This window comes from Streptomyces sp. SID4985 (assembly GCF_009863025.1).
Lineage (GTDB): Bacteria > Actinomycetota > Actinomycetes > Streptomycetales > Streptomycetaceae > Streptomyces.
Map to the genome: position 1 here is coordinate 1 of NZ_WWIR01000387.1, position 17,369 is coordinate 17,369.

The window sequence follows — 17,369 nt, forward strand, 5'->3', positions numbered from 1 at the left end:
GCCCGAACGGGCGGCCCGGGCCCGCGCGGTCGCCGCCGAGCTGCACACGTGCCTGACCGCCGAGGGCCTGGACGCGGTACGCCCCGACGCCGCCGTGGTCTCCGTACGCGCCCCCTCCGCGTCCGACGCCGTCGAGTGGGCGGCCCGCTGCCGTACGGCCGGGCTCGCCGTGGGGTGCTTCCGGCCGCCGTCGGTGCCGGACGGGGTCTCCCGGCTGCGGCTGACGGCGCGGGCGGATCTGACCGGGGAGGAGATCGCGCGCGCGGTGCGGGTGATCGGCGAGACCCGGCCGTAGGTGCCCTGCGGGCGGGAGTGAGCCGGTTGTGCGCCGGAGCGCGTCGTCGGCCCCAAATCCGTTCTCGCGTCGCAGAGTTCACCGCATCGGGCGATAGATATGTGCATATATCGGGGGTTGGTACCCCCGGCCGGTCCGGTGGTGGCAGGCTGACCGCCCAGCGTGGAAAGGGACGACGTCGCCATGGCAGACCATCTGGAAGCATCCGTCACTCTGCCGAGTGAGCCCGCCTCGGTCGCCACGACCCGCTCCTACGTGCTGGGCGTGCTGGCGGAGTGGGGTCTGCCGTCGGACACCGAGGCCGCCGACACCGTCCGGCTGATCGTCTCCGAGCTGGCGACCAACGCCGTGCAGCACACCTTCGGCCAGTCGCCCACGTTCACCGTGGACCTCGTCCTGGTGCGGGACGAGTGGCTGCGCATCGGCGTGACGGACAGCCACCCGCGCTTCCCCAGACGGCTGCCCGCCGCCGTGCAGCAGGACAACGGGCGCGGCATGGTCATCATCCGGTGCCTGACCGCCGAGTGCGGGGGCAGGCTCCGGGTCCGCTCCACCCGTGAGGGCGGCAAGACGGTCGCCGTCGAGCTGCCCTGGACGGCGCCGGCCGGGCCCCTGACGGCGGCGGCCCGTCAGGAACCGTAGCCGCGGCCCCACAGGGCCGCGGCGGGCCCGCTCCGGGTCAGTTCACCCGGCCGTACCAGACGCTCTTGGTCCAGATCTTCTGCAGGCGCACCACGTCCCCGGTCTTCGGGGCGTGCCAGATCTTGCCCTTCCCGGCGTAGATGCCGACGTGGTAGACGCTGGATCCCGAGTGGAAGAACACCAGGTCACCGGCCTTGCGGTGGCCCGACGAAATGTGGTGCGTCTTGTTGTACTGCTGGGCGGCGGTGCGGGGCAGCGTCTTGCCCGCCTTCTTGAACGAGTAGAGCGTCAGCCCCGAGCAGTCGAACCGGCGCGGTCCGGTGGCCCCGTAGCTGTACGGAGCGCCCTTCTTGGACGCGGCGATCTGGAGCGCCTTCGTCGCGGTGGTCGCGGCGGAGGCCTGTGTGGCCAGCCCCGGCACCGCGATCGAGCCGCCCACGGCGGCAAGGGTGAGGGCCGAGGCCGTTCCGGCCCGGGCCATCAGCGACGGGACACGATTGAGCGCAGTCATGCGCAACCCTTCGTCAGCCGCCTGTGAAGGATGACCTGTCGGATTCGGGCTGGCGAAGTTGCCCGGCCGTGTCGCCACGGCTTCACCCCAAGGGCCACTCGGTACGACCGCCCGCTGTACGCGAACGTCCGTGCCGGCGACCCGTCTTGCTCGGGTCCTCCACTCCTGCCGATGCACTCCTGTCGACCGGTCATCCGGGCGGCGGCAGGACTCGGCGTCCGCCCGGACCGCCCCGCCGCTGTGGCGGGGGCTTGTCGTCAGACAGGGATCTTCACTTACTACTGCCGGAAAATCCCAATGGAATCGGCGGTTTGTGGCGTTACTCACCACTCACCCGATCGGGTGGACAGTCCCGTTCCCGAACCTCCGTCAGCCCCCGCGCGTAGCCCCGGACCTGGGGCGCGAGGGCCCCGCGCGGCACGGTCACGGGTGCGCCGCGCAACTCGGAGGGGGCGGAAACGGGCCCGGAGATACACCGGTCGGCGGTACCGCGTTCGGCCCGTTTCGGCTCCCCGAGTGGGGGAGTGCTCGACGCGCGGGGTCCGGTGGGGGTGCCAGGTGTCCGGGCGGGGTGTCGTGGTCGGGCGGGAGCGTGGCGGGGGTGGGGCCGGGGAGCGTGCCGGGCCGGTGGAAGGGCGGTGGTATTCCGGCGCGTCGGGTCACTTCCCGTCGTCCGGCGGGAGCACGACCCGCGCGGTGCGGCGTTCGCCGTCCAGCAGGCGCAGCGCGCGTGTCAGTGTGCTCCCGTGCAGCTCCGTCTCGCCCCGCTGGTGCATCAGCGTGAGCGCGTCCCTCAGCTCTGTCGCCTTGCGCACGAGGGCCTGCGCGGCCCGCAGACCGCGGTACGTGTCCTCCTCCCGGGCGGGGTTGATCCGGCCGAGCAGCTCGGCCACCTCCAGGTAACGGTCGATCAGCTCGCCCTCGGCCCGGGTCAGCGCGGGCAGCGGCGGAAGGTCCGGCAGCACGGCGCGCTCACCGGGCCCCGGAGGCGCGGCTCTGCACGACTTCGTCCGCGAGTCCGTACGCGACGGCGTCCCGCGCGTCCAGCACCAGCTGCCGCTCCAGATCGGCGTGCACGCGCTCGGCGTCCCGCCCGGTGTGGCGGACGAGGATCTCCTCCATCAGGGCCCTGGTGCGCGCCAGCTCTTCGGCCTGGATGAGCAGATCGCTCGGCTGTCCGTGCGTGGGCTCGTTCAGCGCGGGCTGTTCCAGCACGACCCGGGCGCCGGGCAGCACGTACCGCTTCCCCGGTGTCCCCGCCGCGAGCAGCACCGCCGAGGCGGAGGCGACCTGGCCGAGGCAGTAGGTCGCCACGTCGCAGGAGACGTACCGCATCGTGTCGTACACGGCGGTCATGGCGTGGAACGAGCCGCCCGGGCTGTTGAGGTACAGGGTGATGTCCCGCTCCGGCGCGGAGTGTTCCAGCTGCATCAGCTGACTGATCACATCGGTCGACGCGGTGTCGTCCAGGGGTGTCCCCAGGAACACGATCCGCCCCTCGAACAGCTTGGAGTACGGATCGAGCGTGCGTGGCCCTGTCGTGCCCCGCTCGGTGAACTCGGGCAGGACGTAGCGGGCGGACGAACGGGACATGGGCGTACCCCTCCTGACGAACGGGCCGTGATGGGCCCTCGCTTCTGTAAAAAATGTACAGGACGTACGGGTCGCTGCGCTCGTCCGACGGACAGTCATATCGACTCGGTGCGGCGGGAGTTCAGGAGAGAGGTGGCTCCATGAGCGTCACGGCGTGCACCGGGGAATCCCGGGCCCCTTTCGGGCGGCGCCTAGACTTGCCCCATGGCCTATGAGATTCCGGTGACGCAAGCCAGGGCTGAGCTGGCGGATCTGATCAACCGGGTGGTGTACGGCGGGGAGCGGGTCGTCGTGACCCGGCATGGGAAGCCGCTCGTCGCGTTGGTGTCCGCCGCAGATCTGGAGCGGCTGGAGGCGTTGGACGCGGCGGAGCAGGAGCATGTCGTCAGTTCGGTGTCACGGGTGCACGAGACCGGGTCGGCGGTGCGGCAGCGGTTCGGGATCGCGGCGGAGCACCGGGGGCCGGGGGCCTCGTAGGGCGCCCCGGGTGCGGGCGCGCCGGATCGTCGCCGGTTAACCTCGCCGAAACGCCCGCGAACTAGCCTTCCCCCCACGCCACCAGGGGCTTTCCGGCCGAGCCGGCGGAGCCGAGAGGTGGCCGCGGCAACCGGGCCCCGCACGGTCCGGAGCGAGGACTGTGAGGTGGGACGTGCAACTGACCCCGCACGAGCAAGAGCGGCTGCTGATCCATGTCGCGGCGGACGTGGCCGAACGGCGCCGGGCCCGAGGGCTGAAGCTGAACCACCCCGAGGCCGTCGCGCTCATCACGTCGCACATCCTGGAGGGCGCCCGCGACGGCCGTACCGTCGCCGAGCTGATGTCCTCCGGTCGCAAGGTCCTCACCAGGGACGACGTCATGACGGGCGTGCCCGAGATGATCCACGACGTACAGGTCGAGGCGACCTTCCCGGACGGCACCAAGCTCGTCACCGTCCACGAGCCGATCGTCTGAGGGGCGCCGCGATGATTCCCGGAGAGACGCTGTTCGCGGACGGGCCGATCGTCTGCAACGAGGGCCGCGAGGTCACCCGGCTCACTGTGCTCAACGCCGCCGACCGCCCTGTGCAGGTCGGCTCCCACTATCACTTCGCCGAGGCCAACCCGGGCCTGGAGTTCGACCGCGCCGAGGCCCACGGCAAGCGGCTGAACGTCGCCGCGGGGACCGCCGTCCGCTTCGAGCCCGGCATCCCCGTCGAGGTCGAACTCGTTCCGCTCTCCGGCGCCCGCATCGTGCCCGGACTGCGCGGCGAGACCGGAGGTGCCCTCGATGCCTGAGATCTCCCGCGCCGCGTACGCCGACCTGTTCGGCCCCACCACCGGTGACCGCATCCGGCTCGCCGACACCGATCTGCTGATCGAGATCGAGGAGGACCGCTCCGGCGGACCCGGCCGCTCCGGCGACGAGGCGGTGTTCGGCGGTGGCAAGGTCATCCGCGAGTCCATGGGGCAGTCCCGGGCGACCCGCGCCGAGGGCACCCCGGACACCGTGATCACCGGCGTCGTCATCGTCGACCACTGGGGTGTGATCAAGGCCGACGTCGGCATCCGCGACGGCCGGATCACCGGCATCGGCAAGGCGGGCAACCCGGACACCATGGACGGCGTCCACCCCGACCTCGTCATCGGCCCCGAGACCGAGGTCATCGCGGGCAACGGCCGCATCCTCACGGCGGGCGCCATCGACGCGCACGTCCACTTCATCTGCCCGCAGATCGCGGACGAGGCGCTGGCCTCCGGCGTGACCACGCTGGTCGGCGGCGGCACCGGTCCCGCAGAGGGCTCGAAGGCGACCACCGTCACCCCCGGTCCCTGGCACCTCGCCCGGATGCTGGAGGCGATGGAGGCGTACCCCGTCAACGTCGGTTTCCTCGGCAAGGGCAACACCGTCTCGCAGGAGGCGATGCTCTCCCAGATCAGGGGCGGCGCCGTCGGGCTGAAGCTGCACGAGGACTGGGGTTCCACCCCGGCCGTCATCGACGCGGCGCTCACCGTGGCCGACCGCACCGGCATCCAGGTCGCCATCCACACCGACACCCTCAACGAGGCCGGGTTCGTGGGTGACACCCTCGCCGCCATCGCGGGCCGGGGCATCCACTCGTACCACACCGAGGGTGCCGGGGGCGGGCACGCGCCGGACATCATGACGGTCGTCTCGCAGCCCAACGTGCTGCCCAGCTCGACCAATCCGACCCGGCCGTTCACCGTCAACACCGCCGAGGAACACCTCGACATGCTGATGGTCTGCCACCACCTCAACCCGGCCGTCCCCGAGGACCTGGCCTTCGCCGAGTCCCGCATCCGGCCGTCCACCATCGGCGCGGAGGACATCCTCCACGACCTCGGCGCGATCTCGATCATCTCCTCCGACTCCCAGGCCATGGGCCGCGTCGGCGAGGTCATCCTGCGCACCTGGCAGACGGCGCACGTGATGAAGGGCCGCCGGGGCGCGCTCCCCGGTGACGGCCGCGCCGACAACCGCCGGGTGCGGCGCTATGTCGCCAAGTACACGATCAACCCGGCGCTCGCCCAGGGTCTCGCCGCCGAGATCGGCTCGGTGGAGACCGGCAAGCTGGCCGACCTGGTGCTGTGGGAGCCCGCGTTCTTCGGGGTCAAGCCGCTGCTCGTCCTCAAGGGCGGCCAGATCGCCTACGCGCAGATGGGCGACGCCAACGCCTCCATCCCCACCCCGCAGCCGGTCCTGCCCCGCCCGATGTACGGCGCGATCGGCCGTGCCCCGGCGTCCAACTCGCTCAACTTCGTGGCGGGGTTGGCGATCGAGGACGGTCTGCCCGAACGCCTCGGACTCGGCAAGCGGTTCGTGGCCATCGAGTCCACCCGCGGGGTCACCAAGGCCGACCTGCGCGAGAACGACGCCATGCCGGACGTACGGATCGACCCCGACAGCTTCGCCGTGCACATCGACGGCGAGCTGGTGGAGGCGGCACCGGCGGCCGAACTGCCCATGGCCCAGCGCTACTTCCTCTTCTGAGGTCTCTGATGTCCCGAGCCGCGCTCCTCGTCCTCGCCGACGGCCGCTTCCCCGCCGGAGGCCACGCGCACTCCGGCGGGGCCGAGGCCGCCGTCAAGGCGGGCCGCATCACCTCGGCCGCGAGCCTGGAGGAGTTCTGCCGGGGACGGCTGCACACCTCGGGCCTGGTCGCGGCCGCGCTCGCGGCGGCGGCCGTACTCGGCCTCCCCGCACGGGAGTTGGACGCGTCGGCGGATGCCCGTACGCCGTCGCCCGCGCTGCGCACCGCCGCGCGACGGCTCGGACGGCAGCTGACGCGGGCCGCCCGTGCCACCTGGCCGTCGCCCGAACTCGACGCGCTGGCAGCGGAGTTCCCCAAGGGCGCGCACCAGCCGGTCGTCCTCGGGCTCACCGCCCGCGCCGCCGGTCTGACACCCGAGGACGCCGCCTACTGCGCCGCCTACGAGAGCGTGAGCGGCCCTGCGACGGCCACCGTACGGCTGCTGAGCCTCGACCCCTTCGACGCGACCGGCGCACTGGCCCGGCTGGCACCGGAGCTGGACCGCGTGGTGGACCGGGCGGTGGAGTCGGCCCGGCGGGCGGTGACCGAGGGCACCGACGCGCTGCCCGCTGCCTCGGCGCCTCTGCTGGAAACGGGCGCCGAGTGGCACGCGGCCTGGCCCGTACGCCTCTTCGCCTCCTAGGGCCTTATCCCGCACCGAACTTGGAGCGCTCATGCACCTCGACCACACCCACACCGGCCCGGCCGCCCTGAGCGCCGACGCCCATCGGCCCGACGGCACGCGCCGCGCGCTGCGCATCGGACTCGGCGGCCCTGTCGGGTCCGGCAAGACCGCGACCGTCGCCGCGCTGTGCCGGGCGCTGCGCGACGAGCTGTCCCTCGCCGTCGTCACCAACGACATCTACACCCGTGAGGACGCCGAATTCCTGCTCAGGGAGGCCGTGTTGCCGCCCGAGCGGATCACGGCCGTGGAGACCGGCGCCTGCCCGCACACCGCGATCCGCGACGACATCTCCGCCAACCTCGAAGCCGTGGAGGACCTGGAGGACGCGGTCGGGCCGCTGGACCTGATCCTCGTCGAGTCCGGCGGCGACAACCTCACCGCCACCTTCTCCAAGGGACTCGTGGACGCACAGGTCTTCGTGATCGACGTCGCGGGCGGCGACGACATCCCGCGCAAGGGCGGCCCGGGGGTCACGACGGCCGACCTGCTGGTCGTCAACAAGACCGACCTCGCGCCGTATGTGGGGTCCGACCTGGCCCGGATGGCCGCCGACGCGAAGGCACAGCGGGCGGAACTCCCGGTGGTTTTCCAGTCGTTGCGCACGGAGGCGGGCGTCGCGGACGTGGCGGAGTGGGTGCGGGGGCGGCTCGCGGCGTGGGCGGCGTGACCGGGGTGACCGGGGTGACGCCCTGGAGGGCGTCACCGTCCCTGCGGGCCAACGGCGTTCACGCCCACGCCCGCATCGCGGCCCGCGCCGACGGACGCGGCGGCACCGCGCTCCCGGTCCTGGACGGCGACGGCCCGCTGGCGCTCCGGCGTACCCGTGCCCATGGGGGAGAGGCCCGCGTGCTGCTCGTCGGTGCGATGAGCGGACCGCTCGGCGGCGACCACTTCACCGTCGAGGCCGAGGTGGGGCAGGGCGCCCGGCTGTACCTGGGCTCGGCCGCCGCCACCATCGCCCTGCCCGGCCAGACGAAGCACGAGGCGCACTACGACGTACGGCTCGACGTGGCCGACGGCGGCGAGCTGTACTGGCTCCCCGAACAGCTGATCTCGGCCGCCGGAAGCGACCTGCGCGTCACCACCCGAGCCCAACTCGCCCCGGGCGCACGGCTGGTGCTCCGCGAGGAGCAGGTGCTCGGCCGTGTCGGAGAGGTCCCCGGCAGGCTCACCAGCCGCCTCACCGTACGGATCGCGGACACCACCGTCCTCGACCAGGAGTTGTCCTGCGGCCCCGGCGCACCCGGCGGCTGGGACGGCCCGGCGGTCCTCGGCGGGATGCGGGCCGTCGGCCAACTGATCGTCGTAAGGCCGGAGTTCGCTCAGGAGCGGCCCGAAGCCCGTCTGCTGGGCGACGGTGCCGCGCTGATGCCGCTCGCCGGTCCCGCCGTCCTCGTCAGTGCCGTCGCCCCCGACGCGTTGGCCCTGCGGCGGAGGCTGGACGAGGCGTTGACGGTGCTGTCGTAGAGCCGCTCGCTCACCGGTATCCGGTGATCCGTTTATCGGATTGGTAAAGAAGATCCGCAAACTCTGTTCTCAGACGGCTCACAGCCGAAAGGATCCCCGCCTGAATATGTCCATCAGGCACGGGGAGGGGCTCCTTGAGGGAGAACAGAAAGAACCTTGTTCTGGCGCTGAGTTCGGCCGGAACACTCGTCGCTAGCCTGATAGCCGGGGCGGTGACGGCACCCGCCGCCACCGCCGACAGCCGGCCCGCGCAGGACCGTGAGGCGCGCGGCGCCGCGATCGCCGCGGCCCGCACCGCCCACCAGGGCATCGACTGGCAGGACTGCCCCGCCGACTGGGGGCTGGTCAAGCCCATCCAGTGCGGCTGGGTCAGCGTGCCGCTCGACTACGCCCACCCCTACGGCAAGCAGATCAAGCTCGCCGTGGACCGCATCGGCAACACCGGCACCCAGCAGGACCGCCAGGGCGCGCTGGTCTACAACCCGGGCGGCCCCGGCGGCTCCGGGATGCGCTTCCCGACGCGCGTCACCAACAAGAACCCGCTGTGGACGAACGTGTCCAAGGCCTACGACTTCGTGGGCTTCGACCCGCGCGGCGTCGGCCACTCCGCGCCCATCTCCTGCGTCGACCCGCAGGAGTTCGTCAAGGCGCCCAAGGCCGACCCGGTGCCCGGCACCGAGGCCGACAAGCGTGCCCAGCGCAAGCTGGCCCGCGAGTACGCCGAGGGCTGCGGCGAGCGCAGCGGCGCGATGCTGCCGCACATGACCACGCCGAACACCGCCCGCGACCTGGACGTCATCCGCGCCGCGCTCGGTGAGAAGAAGCTGAACTACCTCGGCGTCTCGTACGGCACGTACCTCGGTGCCGTCTACGGCACCCTCTTCCCGGGCCACCTGCGCCGCATGGTCGTGGACAGCGTGGTCAACCCGGACCGCGACAACATCTGGTACAAGGCCAACCTGAACCAGGACATCGCGTTCGAGGGCCGCTGGAAGGACTGGGAGGACTGGGTCGCCGCCAACGACGCCGCCTTCCACCTCGGTACCACCCGCGCCGCCGTCCAGGACAAGTGGCTGAAGCTGCGCGCGACGGCCAAGAAGCACCCGCTCGGCGGGGTCGTCGGCCCGGCCGAGCTGATCGGCTTCTTCCAGAGCGCGCCGTACTACGACTCGTCGTGGGTGCCGGTCGCCACGGTGTTCAGCAAGTACGTCGCCGGTGACACCCAGGCGCTGGTCGACGCGGCCGCGCCCGACCTGTCCGACATCGCGGGCAACGCGTCCTCCGAGAACGGCAACGCGGTCTACACCGCCGTGGAGTGCGCCGACGCCAAGTGGCCGACGGACTGGAAGACCTGGGACAGGGACAACACGCGGCTCAATAGGGATTATCCCTTTATGACCTGGGCCAATGCGTGGATGAACTTGCCTTGCGCCACCTGGCCGGCCAAGCAGCACACCCCGGTCGAGGTCACGACGCACCGCGGTCTTCCGCCGGTCCTGATCGTGCAGTCCACGCGTGACGCCGCCACCCCGTACGAGGGCGCCGTCTCGCTGCACAAGCGCTTCAAGAACTCGCGCCTGATCACCGAGCAGGGCGCGGGCTCGCACGGCGTGACCGGCCTGGTCAACCCGTGCATCAACGAGCGGGTCGACGCCTACCTGCTCAAGGGTCAGCTGGACCGCTCCGACGTCACGTGCGCCCCGCACGCGACGCCGAAGCCGTAACACCCCGGTACGAAGGTGAGGGGCGGCTGGAGCCTTCCGGCCGCCCCTCTTCTCATGCCTGCCGCGCACCCAACAGGGCATCTTCCGCCGCGTAGTTGAAAAGTTCCGGGTAGGCCCGCGCGAGCAGCGGGAAGCGCTCGTCCCAGTCACCGGCGCGCAGTTCGGCGGTCAGCCACTCCACCGTCTCCGGCAGGCTCTCCTCGTACGACACCACCGGGTGGTAGCCCAACTCCCGTTCGGCGGCGGCCATGTCGCACACCACCGGCCGGGGCCCGGCCCACGGGTTGAGGCCGACGGAGCCCTCGTGCGGTGGCCCGTCGAACGGTGCCGTCTCGGTCTTCACCCCCATGACCGAGTCGATCGCGGCACCGATCTCCTCGGCCGTCGGCGCCTGCGGATCACAGGCGTTGAGCACGCGCGTCCCCGGCCGGGCGGCGGCCAGCCGGACCAACTCGGCGACGTTGTAAGCGCTCGCGGTGTGGAACCTGGTCCCGCCCCGGAACGCGAGGACGCGTGTGCGGCGCCCGTCGAGATTGCGCTTGACGAAGTACAGCTCGCGGGGGAGCCTGCTGTGCGGCCCGTGGACGGCGCCCGGCCGCAGGACGGTCACCGGCAACCCGGCTTCATTGGTGAGGAGTTCATGCTCCAGGGCGGACTTGCGGGTGGCGTAGGTCGCGTCCCCGGGCCGTACCGTCGCCTGGGTCTCCGGGATCGGCACCGGGAAGTCCGGACAGCCGTCCAGCTCGTCCATGGTGTCGAAACCGCGTCCCGCGTCGTCCGCGTACACCGCGACTGTCGATATCACCACGGCCGAACCGATACGCCCCGCGAGAGCAGTCAACTGCCGTGCGTGGACGGCGTCGTAGCCGACCAGGTCGACCACCAGATCGCAGCCGTCACCCACCACGGCGCCGAGCGCGTCGTCGTCGGCACGGTCCAGCGGGACCGCGCGCACCCCCTCGTCCCACGCCGCGCTCCGGCCGCCGCCGCGCGTGGCGGCCGTCACCTCCCATCCGTCCCGGACCAGCGCGTCCACCACGGGACGCCCGATCTGCCCATTCGCACCGATCACCACAGCTCGCTTCATGCGGCGATCTTGGCCGTGGGGGGTGGGGTTGACGCGTGTTTGCGCCGAGGGCGGAGTCCGCCGACAGCGGAAGCGGGCGGGTGGCGTGGGTCGGTGGAGCGGTGTGCGGGTCGGGGGAGTGGGCGAAGTCGGTGGAGGGGCGCGGGTCGGCGGAGTGGGCCAGGCCGGTCGAGTGGCGCGGGTCAGCTGAGCGGGGCGCGTGGGAAGCGGCGCTGCCGTTCGCCCTGACTCTCCTTGACGACGGCCGCGTACTCGTCGACGTACTCCTGCCCGGACAGCGCGAGGATCTCGTAGACGATCTCGTCCGTCACCGCCCGCAGCACCGCGCGCTCGCCTTCCATCCCCGCGAACCGGGAGAAGTCCATCGGCTCCCCGAACCGGATCGCCACCGGCCGCAGCCGGGGGATCTTCCGGCCGGGCGGCTGCGCCTCGAAGGTCCCGATCATCGCGCAGGGCACGACCGGCACGCCCGCCTTCAGCGCCATCACGGCGACTCCGACCTTGCCCTTGTAGAGCCGCCCGTCGTGCGACCGCGTGCCCTCCGGGTAGATCCCCAGCAGCTCCCCGCGCCCCAGCACCTTGAGCCCCTCCCGGATCGCCGCCTGCCCCGCCTCCTTCCCCGAACGGTCCACCGGGATCTGCCCCGCACTCCGGAAGAAGAACGCGGTCAGCCGCCCCTTGATGCCGGGCCCGGTGAAGTACTCGGCCTTCGCGAGAAACGTGATCCGCCGCTTGAGGATCGCGGGCATCAGAAAGTGGTCCGAGAACGACAGATGATTCCCGGCGACGATCGCCGCCCCCTCCGCGGGCACGTTCTCCAGCCCCTCGATCCGCGGCCGGAACACGACTCTGAGCAGCGGGCCCAGCAGAACGTACTTGAGCAGGTTGTAGAACATGGCTCGACCTTCACCTCAACAGGTCCGCTGTCGGCCGGAGTTTTTGCAGGTCAACGCGGAGGTACGGAATGTTGCCCGGGTGCATCTGCAGTCATCTGTAACCACGTTCGGCGGATCTCATGCTGGCCCGTCTTTGCGTTAGCCGATTGACCATCAGGTGATGGTGAGTCGTGGAATATGATCCACTGCGGCAGCGGGGCGGCTGCGTGCATGAGGGGCGTTGTCTGCGGGGCAGTCCTGTGAAGTACGGAACCGGCCCGACCACGTGCGGGGGCGCCGCGGAAGATCACGGACGAGCAGGTCGAAGCCGTGGTCGCCAGGACCCTCGACCAGGCGCCGCCGAAGGGTGATTCGCACTGGTCCTGGCGGTGGACAGCCAGTCTGTTCACCCCCGCCTCCACCCGCACCTCACCCCCGCTCATGCGAGGGGCGCGGGGGTATGCGTCCCGGTAGCGCCTTGTGCGAGTGCCTGTTTTGCCTGCGCGAGTCTGCGGATTGCCTGGAGCAGTTGACTCGAAGGGAGTGTGAACGGTAGTCGGATGTTGCGTTCGAACGTGCCCCCGACCCCGAATCGTGGTCCGGCCGCGATGGTCACTCCGTGGTCAGGTGCCATGGCTGCCAGCCGTGAGCTGACGGGCCCGGGGAAGGTTGCCCACAGCGTCACACCTCCGGCTGGTTGTAGGACATGGGTGTCCGGCAGGTGCTCGGTGAGTGCTTGCCGCAGGGCGTCACGTTGCGACCTGAGTTGCTGGAGTGCGTCCGGTCGCTGGGTTTGGTGCTCGTTCAGGATGACGGCTGTGGCGAGTTGTTCGACGACGGGGGTGCCGAGGTCCGTCGTGGGACGAGCCCTTTCGACGCGTTCCAGGAGAGAGGGAGGTGCGCGAATCCAGCCGGTGCGTAGCCCACCCCAGACGCTCTTGGACACAGAGCCGATGCTGATGGCTGCGGGCATGTGCAGCGCGAGGGGTTCGGGGCTCGGAACGTCCAGAGCGAGATCGGTCATGGTCTCGTCGACGACCGTGGGGCAAGCGAGCCTGAGCTGTTGGCGCACGCTCGTGGGCATGCACATCCCGGTCGGGTTGTGGAAGTCAGGTATCAGGTAGGCCAAGTTCGCGGCTTGTCCTGCTGCTTGGAGTTGCTCGGTGTCCCAGCCGGAAGATGTCACGGCGACGGGCAGAAGTCGGGCGCGCGCTTGAGTGAATGTCGTGATCGCGTGCGGGTAGGTCGGATGGTCGATGAGGACTTTGTCGCGTGGCGACAGGAGTGTTCGCGTCAGAAGAGCGAGCGCGTGCTGTGCGCCGTTGGTGATCAGGATGTGATCGGGCCGGGTGGGCAGTCCTCGCCGCTGATACCAGTGGGCGACTGCCTCGCGCAGCTCCGCTGTGCCGTATCGGTCGTAGCCGTGCCGCCCGAAATGTCGTGGCAGCTGTTCGAGAGCGGTCGCGAACGCGGCGTGGAGGATTTCTACGGGCGCAGCCGGCGCGGCAAAGGACAGGTCGATGGTCTCTGTGTCCGTGCCAATCGGGTGTTCGGACGCGGTGTCATCAGGCAGCCGTACCGTCGCCCTGGTACGTGCCTGTGTGGCGAGGTATCCGTGCTCTACCAGGGTGCGGAAGGCGGTGCCGACGGTGGTTCTGCTGGTGCCGAGCGCGACAGCCAGGTCGCGCTCACTCGGCAGGGCCGCACCAAGGGAGAGGCGTCCATCCAGGATCAGCAGACGCAGCCTGTCCGAGAGACATTGATGCGCCGGCCCCGGCCCCTCCTGCCAGGTCCCCAACATCCGCGCCACCGCATGCGAGCTGATTTTCACCAAACCAGCATAGTCAATCTGGCTATGGATTACGGGTCCAGATCAGCCAGAGACTCGCCATATGGCACCTCCCGCTTCCACGACACACACCTCCGTCCCGGCTCGTCACGACCCACCCGTACTACCGCGCATGAGCGCATTTGCCCAGGTGCGGGCGGCCCGAAAGGCACGTCGGATCCCCCAGCTCCTGCTCGGCCTGGTGGGATACGGGGCCGCCGTCATGCTGCTCGTCCAGTCCGGGCTGGGCGCGGCCAGCTGGAACGTGCTCACGGAAGGCACCGCCAAATCTCTCGATATCTCGTTCGGTTGGGCGACGAACCTGATCTCGCTGCTTGTGCTTGTCGCATGGATCCCCCTGCGAGAACTGCCCGGGCTTGGCACGCTCCTCAACGTCGCAATCGTCGGCTTCGCCGCGGATGCCACCGCGGTGGTGCTCCCCGACCCACAGGGGCCACTCGCCGAGATCGGATATCTCGCCCTCGGCCTTGTCGCCCTGGCATTCTTCGACGCGCTCTACCTCGGCGCGCAGTTCGGGTCGGGACCACGCGACGGCATCATGACCGGACTTGTTCGGCTCACCCACCTACCCGTCGCCGTTGTGCGCACCGGCATCGAAGTCGCTGTTGCCTGCGCCGGCTGGCTTCTGGGTGGAACCGTCGGGGTCGGCACGGTGCTGATCGCACTGTGCATGGGGCCCCTCGTCGGCTGCTTCCTGCCGCTGGTGGCGGTTCGCCTTCCTGCCGCTTCCGCACCCCCACGGCACACCCGACGACCGTGAAGAGGCAATCGCTTCACCGCAACGCCCCGCTGTCTGTTGACGGCCGACGCCGCCTCGTCGAACGCTGTGGGCTCCGCCCGATCGCCCACGTGGCCTGCACTCCGCCATTGCGTTCACGCACCGCGCTCGCGTCTGGTTCGCAGCACATGGCATCACCACCATCGAGCGGATCGTCACCGACAACGGAGCCTCCTGCCGAGCCGATACCTTCGCTCGCGCGCTGCTTGGAGCACGGCACCAACGCGTCACCCCGTACACGCCTCGTCACAATGGCGAGGCGGAGCGATACAACCGCATCCTCGCCGAGGAATTCCTCTACGTCCGGAGCCGGCAGTCCGAGCGGCAACGCTCAGATGCGCTGCGGGTCTGGAACGTCCACTACAACCACCACCGCCCACAAGGGGCAGCCGGAAACCGACCGCCGGCAATCCGGCTGCCCCTGACCGTCACCAACGTCCTGTCCTCATACGACCAGGTGAGGGCCTCGGCGTCCCGGTCCGCCCTTGATCGCCGGCGATAGCCGTCCCCCAGCGCGTCAGCCGGCAGCGGACCCTCCGCAGCCTCGTCCGCGAACCGGATCTCGCACGTGACCCGGTATTCGTCGTGGAGTTCCAGCAGCCCGAAGGCCAACCGCAATGGGTCGGTGGCCTCCAGGTCCTGGGCGAACACCTCACCGGCCCACGAAGTATGGCAAGCCCAGGTCGAGGCGGATACTTGTACGGGGCTCAAGAGGCGCGAGGCGTGTTCCCGCCCTGCGGCGATGAGACCCGGGAAGGGGTCTGGCCCGCACCAGGCGATAATGCGCGTCATCTGCCTGTCGTATTACATGGGGAGGTCTTGTGAGTCTGAGTCCGCGCGAGGTGTTTCTCCGGCTGGTTCACGGAGTCGCCGACGGGAACTGGAACGAGTTGCCCGACCTGTATGGCGAGGTCACCGATGTCCGGCATCCGATGGCGACACCGGAGTCCGAGCCGCTGACGAGTCGGCGTGTGCTCCGGGAGCACTTCACGGTGCCGCCGGAAGCTCGGGAGTCCCTTCCGAAGAGGCGTGTCGTCGATGTCGTCGTTCATGAGACCGCCGATCCCGAAGTGATCGTCGCCGAGTTCGCCTACGAGTTCACGTCGCCGGACGGCTCCCCGGCCAAAGTGCCCTGCGTCTTCATCCTGCGCGTGCGGGACGGCCAGATCATCGAGTCACGCGACTACATCGACCCGATCCGTACGTACACGGCACGTGGGGACCTCGAACTCCTCATCGAGGCGTTGCGGAAGGGCGCTTCCTGACTCCGCGTTCTCTCCGGGCAGGCTGCCCGCGCGGGGCCGTGCCGGTCACAGGGCGAGCGGGAGGGCGGTGAGTTCGGCGCGGGAACTGACGGCCAACTTGGCGTAGCAGTTCCGCAGGTGGAAATCGACGGTGCGCGGGCTGACGAACAGCTGCGCGGCCACGTCCCGGTTCGACAGTCCTTGTCGGACCAGGGCGGCCACCTGGCGTTCCTGTGGGGTCAGCTCGGTGGTCGTGGTGGCGGTGCGGCGGCGGGAGGTTTCGCCGGAGGCGCGCAGCTCCCGCGCGGCCCGCTCGGCCCACGGGGTGGCGCCGAGGTCCTCGAACAGGGTCAGTGCGGTGCGCAGGTGCTCGCGGGCGTCGACCCGGCGGCGGGCTCGGCGCAGATACTCACCGAAGGCCAGGTGGGTACGGGCCCGGTCGGGCCGCCGGGGCGAGTCGGCATGCGCGGCGAGCGCCCGCCGGAAGTGGGACTCGGCCGTACCGGCACCGGCGAGCAGGGCGCGGCCGTGCTCGACGACCGCGGTCGCGGCCGGCAGACCGGTGCCCGCGGCGAACCGCTCCAGCTCGGCCAGCCGACCGCGGAGGATTCCGGGGCGATCGGCGCGGACGGCGGCGTCGAACAGGTCCAGGGCGGTCAAGCGACGCCACGCGGCCCCCTCGATCCGCTCGAAGTGATGCAGCGCGGTCGGCGGATGCGCCGCCGCGCGCAGCCCTCGGGCCCAGTGCGTCAGATCGGCGGCCAGGCCGTCGGTGATGCCGACCGGGTGCTTGTCCCGGATCTCGGTGACCCGGTCCAGCCGACGGTCGGCGTCGTCGTCCCCGCGCAGCGCCGCGACGAGGGCCAGCTGCGCGGTGGGCAGGGCGGTCAGCCCCGGATGTCCGGTACCGGCGGTCAGCGGGAGCGCCTCGCTGGCGGCACTCGTGGCCTGTGACCAGGCGCCGGTCGCGATCTGGAAGGTGACGCCTCGGGTGAGGGCGTGCGCGACCATGTCCAGCGCCCCCGCGCGGCGCGCGGCGGTCAGTTGCCGTTCGTGCAGCCGCAGTCCGCGTTCGTCGTCGTCCGTCAGCATCGCGGCGATGCCGAGGCTGGCCTGTAGGAGGGGGTCGTCGACCGGGTCGGCGTCCGTGAGGGCGAACGCGCACCGGACGAACTCCGCGGCGCGCGCCCAGTCGCCGCGGGTGACCGCACCGAATCCGTGCAGCAGGGCCCAGGTGGCCCGTGCCCAGGGCGGCGAGTCCGGCTTCGGCTCGGTCACGAGCGCGGCCGGGTCCACCGGGTACGGGGACCGGGCTCCGAACGCCGCGAGCGACGCGGCCAGCATCGCGAGCCGCGCCGTCAGCGCCGCGTCCACGTCGGCGGCGTAACCGGCGGCCCGCAGAACGAGGTCGTGGCCGTCGTGCAGCGACCGGGTGTTCCACTCGATCTGCCCCCGCAACGCGGTCAGGTGTGTCCGCAGCAGCGGATCGGTCACATGGGCCGCGGCGGCATGGGCGAGTGCCGAGGCACGTGAGGGGTGCGCGCCGAGCCACGCCGACGACGCGGCCAGGTACAGCCGACGCCCGCGGTC

At 70.8% G+C, this 17,369-nt stretch carries 19 protein-coding genes, 1 pseudogene and 1 riboswitch; of the genes and pseudogenes, 13 read left to right on the forward strand and 7 right to left on the reverse strand.

Going from position 1 to position 17,369, the window contains the following annotated elements:
- Together GTW40_RS16330 and GTW40_RS16335 are read left to right on the forward strand one after the other, a co-directional pair.
- The coding region (locus tag GTW40_RS16330) for an aminotransferase class I/II-fold pyridoxal phosphate-dependent enzyme (protein ID WP_161180921.1) at positions 1 to 295 on the forward strand (295 nt) is incomplete at its 5' end.
- Between the two features lie 183 nt (positions 296 to 478).
- Positions 479 to 937 carry an ATP-binding protein gene (locus GTW40_RS16335; RefSeq protein WP_161180922.1) on the forward strand — a complete coding sequence of 153 codons (459 nt, stop codon included), beginning with the start codon at positions 479 to 481 and terminating at the stop codon, positions 935 to 937.
- Positions 938 to 974: 37 nt separating this feature from the next.
- On the opposite strand, the gene GTW40_RS16340 is transcribed toward GTW40_RS16335, so the two are convergent.
- The 3 genes from GTW40_RS16340 to GTW40_RS16350 form a co-directional block, all read right to left on the reverse strand.
- Positions 975 to 1,448, reverse strand: a complete 474-nt coding sequence (locus GTW40_RS16340) for a C40 family peptidase (protein ID WP_161180923.1) — start codon at positions 1,446 to 1,448, stop codon at positions 975 to 977.
- Positions 1,449 to 1,451: 3 nt separating this feature from the next.
- A riboswitch (cyclic di-AMP (ydaO/yuaA leader) is annotated at positions 1,452 to 1,675 on the reverse strand.
- A 432-nt stretch (positions 1,676 to 2,107) separates the two neighbouring features.
- Positions 2,108 to 2,413 carry a hypothetical protein gene (locus GTW40_RS16345; protein WP_161180924.1) on the reverse strand — a complete coding sequence of 102 codons (306 nt, stop codon included), beginning with the start codon at positions 2,411 to 2,413 and terminating at the stop codon, positions 2,108 to 2,110.
- Positions 2,414 to 2,420: 7 nt separating this feature from the next.
- Entirely contained in the window at positions 2,421 to 3,041 is a 621-nt protein-coding gene (locus GTW40_RS16350) for an ATP-dependent Clp protease proteolytic subunit (RefSeq protein ID WP_161180925.1), read from the reverse strand.
- Positions 3,042 to 3,245: 204 nt separating this feature from the next.
- Here GTW40_RS16350 and GTW40_RS16355 point away from each other — a divergent pair, with 204 nt between their 5' ends.
- The 8 genes from GTW40_RS16355 to GTW40_RS16390 all read left to right on the forward strand — a co-directional run bounded on the left by GTW40_RS16355 (position 3,246) and on the right by GTW40_RS16390 (position 9,946).
- Positions 3,246 to 3,518 (forward strand): type II toxin-antitoxin system Phd/YefM family antitoxin, encoded by a 273-nt coding sequence (locus GTW40_RS16355; protein WP_161180926.1) that lies wholly within the window; start codon positions 3,246 to 3,248, stop codon positions 3,516 to 3,518.
- Between the two features lie 172 nt (positions 3,519 to 3,690).
- On the forward strand, positions 3,691 to 3,993 hold the full coding sequence (locus GTW40_RS16360) for an urease subunit gamma (RefSeq protein ID WP_161180927.1): 303 nt from the start codon (positions 3,691 to 3,693) through the stop codon (positions 3,991 to 3,993).
- Positions 3,994 to 4,004: 11 nt separating this feature from the next.
- Positions 4,005 to 4,316 (forward strand): urease subunit beta, encoded by a 312-nt coding sequence (locus GTW40_RS16365; protein ID WP_161180928.1) that lies wholly within the window; start codon positions 4,005 to 4,007, stop codon positions 4,314 to 4,316.
- Positions 4,309 to 6,030, forward strand: a complete 1,722-nt coding sequence (locus tag GTW40_RS16370) for an urease subunit alpha (RefSeq protein WP_161180929.1) — start codon at positions 4,309 to 4,311, stop codon at positions 6,028 to 6,030. Before GTW40_RS16365 ends, GTW40_RS16370 begins: the two co-directional genes overlap by 8 nt.
- 8 nt (positions 6,031 to 6,038) lie before the next feature.
- Positions 6,039 to 6,713 carry an urease accessory UreF family protein gene (locus GTW40_RS16375; protein ID WP_161180930.1) on the forward strand — a complete coding sequence of 225 codons (675 nt, stop codon included), beginning with the start codon at positions 6,039 to 6,041 and terminating at the stop codon, positions 6,711 to 6,713.
- Positions 6,714 to 6,744: 31 nt separating this feature from the next.
- Complete coding sequence (gene ureG / locus GTW40_RS16380; protein WP_161180931.1) at positions 6,745 to 7,422, forward strand: urease accessory protein UreG; 678 nt, start codon at positions 6,745 to 6,747, stop codon at positions 7,420 to 7,422.
- 14 nt (positions 7,423 to 7,436) lie between these two features.
- The gene (locus GTW40_RS16385; RefSeq protein ID WP_343245718.1) at positions 7,437 to 8,222 is read left to right on the forward strand and encodes an urease accessory protein UreD; all 786 of its coding nucleotides are present in this window, start codon (positions 7,437 to 7,439) and stop codon (positions 8,220 to 8,222) included.
- Between the two features lie 161 nt (positions 8,223 to 8,383).
- Positions 8,384 to 9,946 carry an alpha/beta hydrolase gene (locus tag GTW40_RS16390; RefSeq protein WP_161180937.1) on the forward strand — a complete coding sequence of 521 codons (1,563 nt, stop codon included), beginning with the start codon at positions 8,384 to 8,386 and terminating at the stop codon, positions 9,944 to 9,946.
- 52 nt (positions 9,947 to 9,998) lie between these two features.
- On the opposite strand, the gene GTW40_RS16395 is transcribed toward GTW40_RS16390, so the two are convergent.
- The 3 genes from GTW40_RS16395 to GTW40_RS16410 all read right to left on the reverse strand — a co-directional run bounded on the left by GTW40_RS16395 (position 9,999) and on the right by GTW40_RS16410 (position 13,739).
- Positions 9,999 to 11,033 (reverse strand): NAD(P)-dependent oxidoreductase, encoded by a 1,035-nt coding sequence (locus tag GTW40_RS16395; RefSeq protein WP_202485973.1) that lies wholly within the window; start codon positions 11,031 to 11,033, stop codon positions 9,999 to 10,001.
- A 182-nt stretch (positions 11,034 to 11,215) separates the two neighbouring features.
- On the reverse strand, positions 11,216 to 11,929 hold the full coding sequence (locus GTW40_RS16400; protein WP_161180932.1) for a lysophospholipid acyltransferase family protein: 714 nt from the start codon (positions 11,927 to 11,929) through the stop codon (positions 11,216 to 11,218).
- Positions 11,930 to 12,347: 418 nt separating this feature from the next.
- A complete protein-coding gene (locus tag GTW40_RS16410; RefSeq protein ID WP_161180933.1) occupies positions 12,348 to 13,739 on the reverse strand; it encodes a PLP-dependent aminotransferase family protein in 1,392 nt (463 codons plus the stop codon).
- A gap of 130 nt (positions 13,740 to 13,869) precedes the next feature.
- Here GTW40_RS16410 and GTW40_RS16415 point away from each other — a divergent pair, with 130 nt between their 5' ends.
- From GTW40_RS16415 to GTW40_RS16425, 3 genes and pseudogenes are all read left to right on the forward strand, one after another.
- Positions 13,870 to 14,517 (forward strand): hypothetical protein, encoded by a 648-nt coding sequence (locus tag GTW40_RS16415; RefSeq protein WP_161180934.1) that lies wholly within the window; start codon positions 13,870 to 13,872, stop codon positions 14,515 to 14,517.
- Between the two features lie 70 nt (positions 14,518 to 14,587).
- Positions 14,588 to 15,037: pseudogene (locus GTW40_RS16420) on the forward strand (integrase core domain-containing protein); the annotation flags it as partial.
- A 319-nt stretch (positions 15,038 to 15,356) separates the two neighbouring features.
- A complete protein-coding gene (locus GTW40_RS16425) occupies positions 15,357 to 15,800 on the forward strand; it encodes a nuclear transport factor 2 family protein (protein WP_343245719.1) in 444 nt (147 codons plus the stop codon).
- Between the two features lie 45 nt (positions 15,801 to 15,845).
- Here the strand turns inward: GTW40_RS16425 and GTW40_RS16430 are convergent.
- The coding region (locus GTW40_RS16430) for a helix-turn-helix transcriptional regulator (protein WP_161180935.1) at positions 15,846 to 17,369 on the reverse strand (1,524 nt) is incomplete at its 5' end.

What these genes read in the sequence shown, in the direction of transcription:
- GTW40_RS16400 (WP_161180932.1), bottom strand. Translation starts at nt 11,929, where the DNA reads ATGTTCTACAACCTGCTCAAGTACGTTCTGCTGGGCCCGCTGCTCAGA.
- GTW40_RS16335 (WP_161180922.1), top strand. Translation starts at nt 479, where the DNA reads ATGGCAGACCATCTGGAAGCATCCGTCACTCTGCCGAGTGAGCCCGCC.
- GTW40_RS16415 (WP_161180934.1), top strand. Translation starts at nt 13,870, where the DNA reads ATGAGCGCATTTGCCCAGGTGCGGGCGGCCCGAAAGGCACGTCGGATC.
- GTW40_RS16355 (WP_161180926.1), top strand. Translation starts at nt 3,246, where the DNA reads ATGGCCTATGAGATTCCGGTGACGCAAGCCAGGGCTGAGCTGGCGGAT.
- GTW40_RS16395 (WP_202485973.1), bottom strand. Translation starts at nt 11,033, where the DNA reads ATGAAGCGAGCTGTGGTGATCGGTGCGAATGGGCAGATCGGGCGTCCC.
- GTW40_RS16375 (WP_161180930.1), top strand. Translation starts at nt 6,039, where the DNA reads ATGTCCCGAGCCGCGCTCCTCGTCCTCGCCGACGGCCGCTTCCCCGCC.
- GTW40_RS16350 (WP_161180925.1), bottom strand. Translation starts at nt 3,041, where the DNA reads ATGTCCCGTTCGTCCGCCCGCTACGTCCTGCCCGAGTTCACCGAGCGG.
- GTW40_RS16365 (WP_161180928.1), top strand. Translation starts at nt 4,005, where the DNA reads ATGATTCCCGGAGAGACGCTGTTCGCGGACGGGCCGATCGTCTGCAAC.
- GTW40_RS16340 (WP_161180923.1), bottom strand. Translation starts at nt 1,448, where the DNA reads ATGACTGCGCTCAATCGTGTCCCGTCGCTGATGGCCCGGGCCGGAACG.
- ureG (WP_161180931.1), top strand. Translation starts at nt 6,745, where the DNA reads ATGCACCTCGACCACACCCACACCGGCCCGGCCGCCCTGAGCGCCGAC.
- GTW40_RS16370 (WP_161180929.1), top strand. Translation starts at nt 4,309, where the DNA reads ATGCCTGAGATCTCCCGCGCCGCGTACGCCGACCTGTTCGGCCCCACC.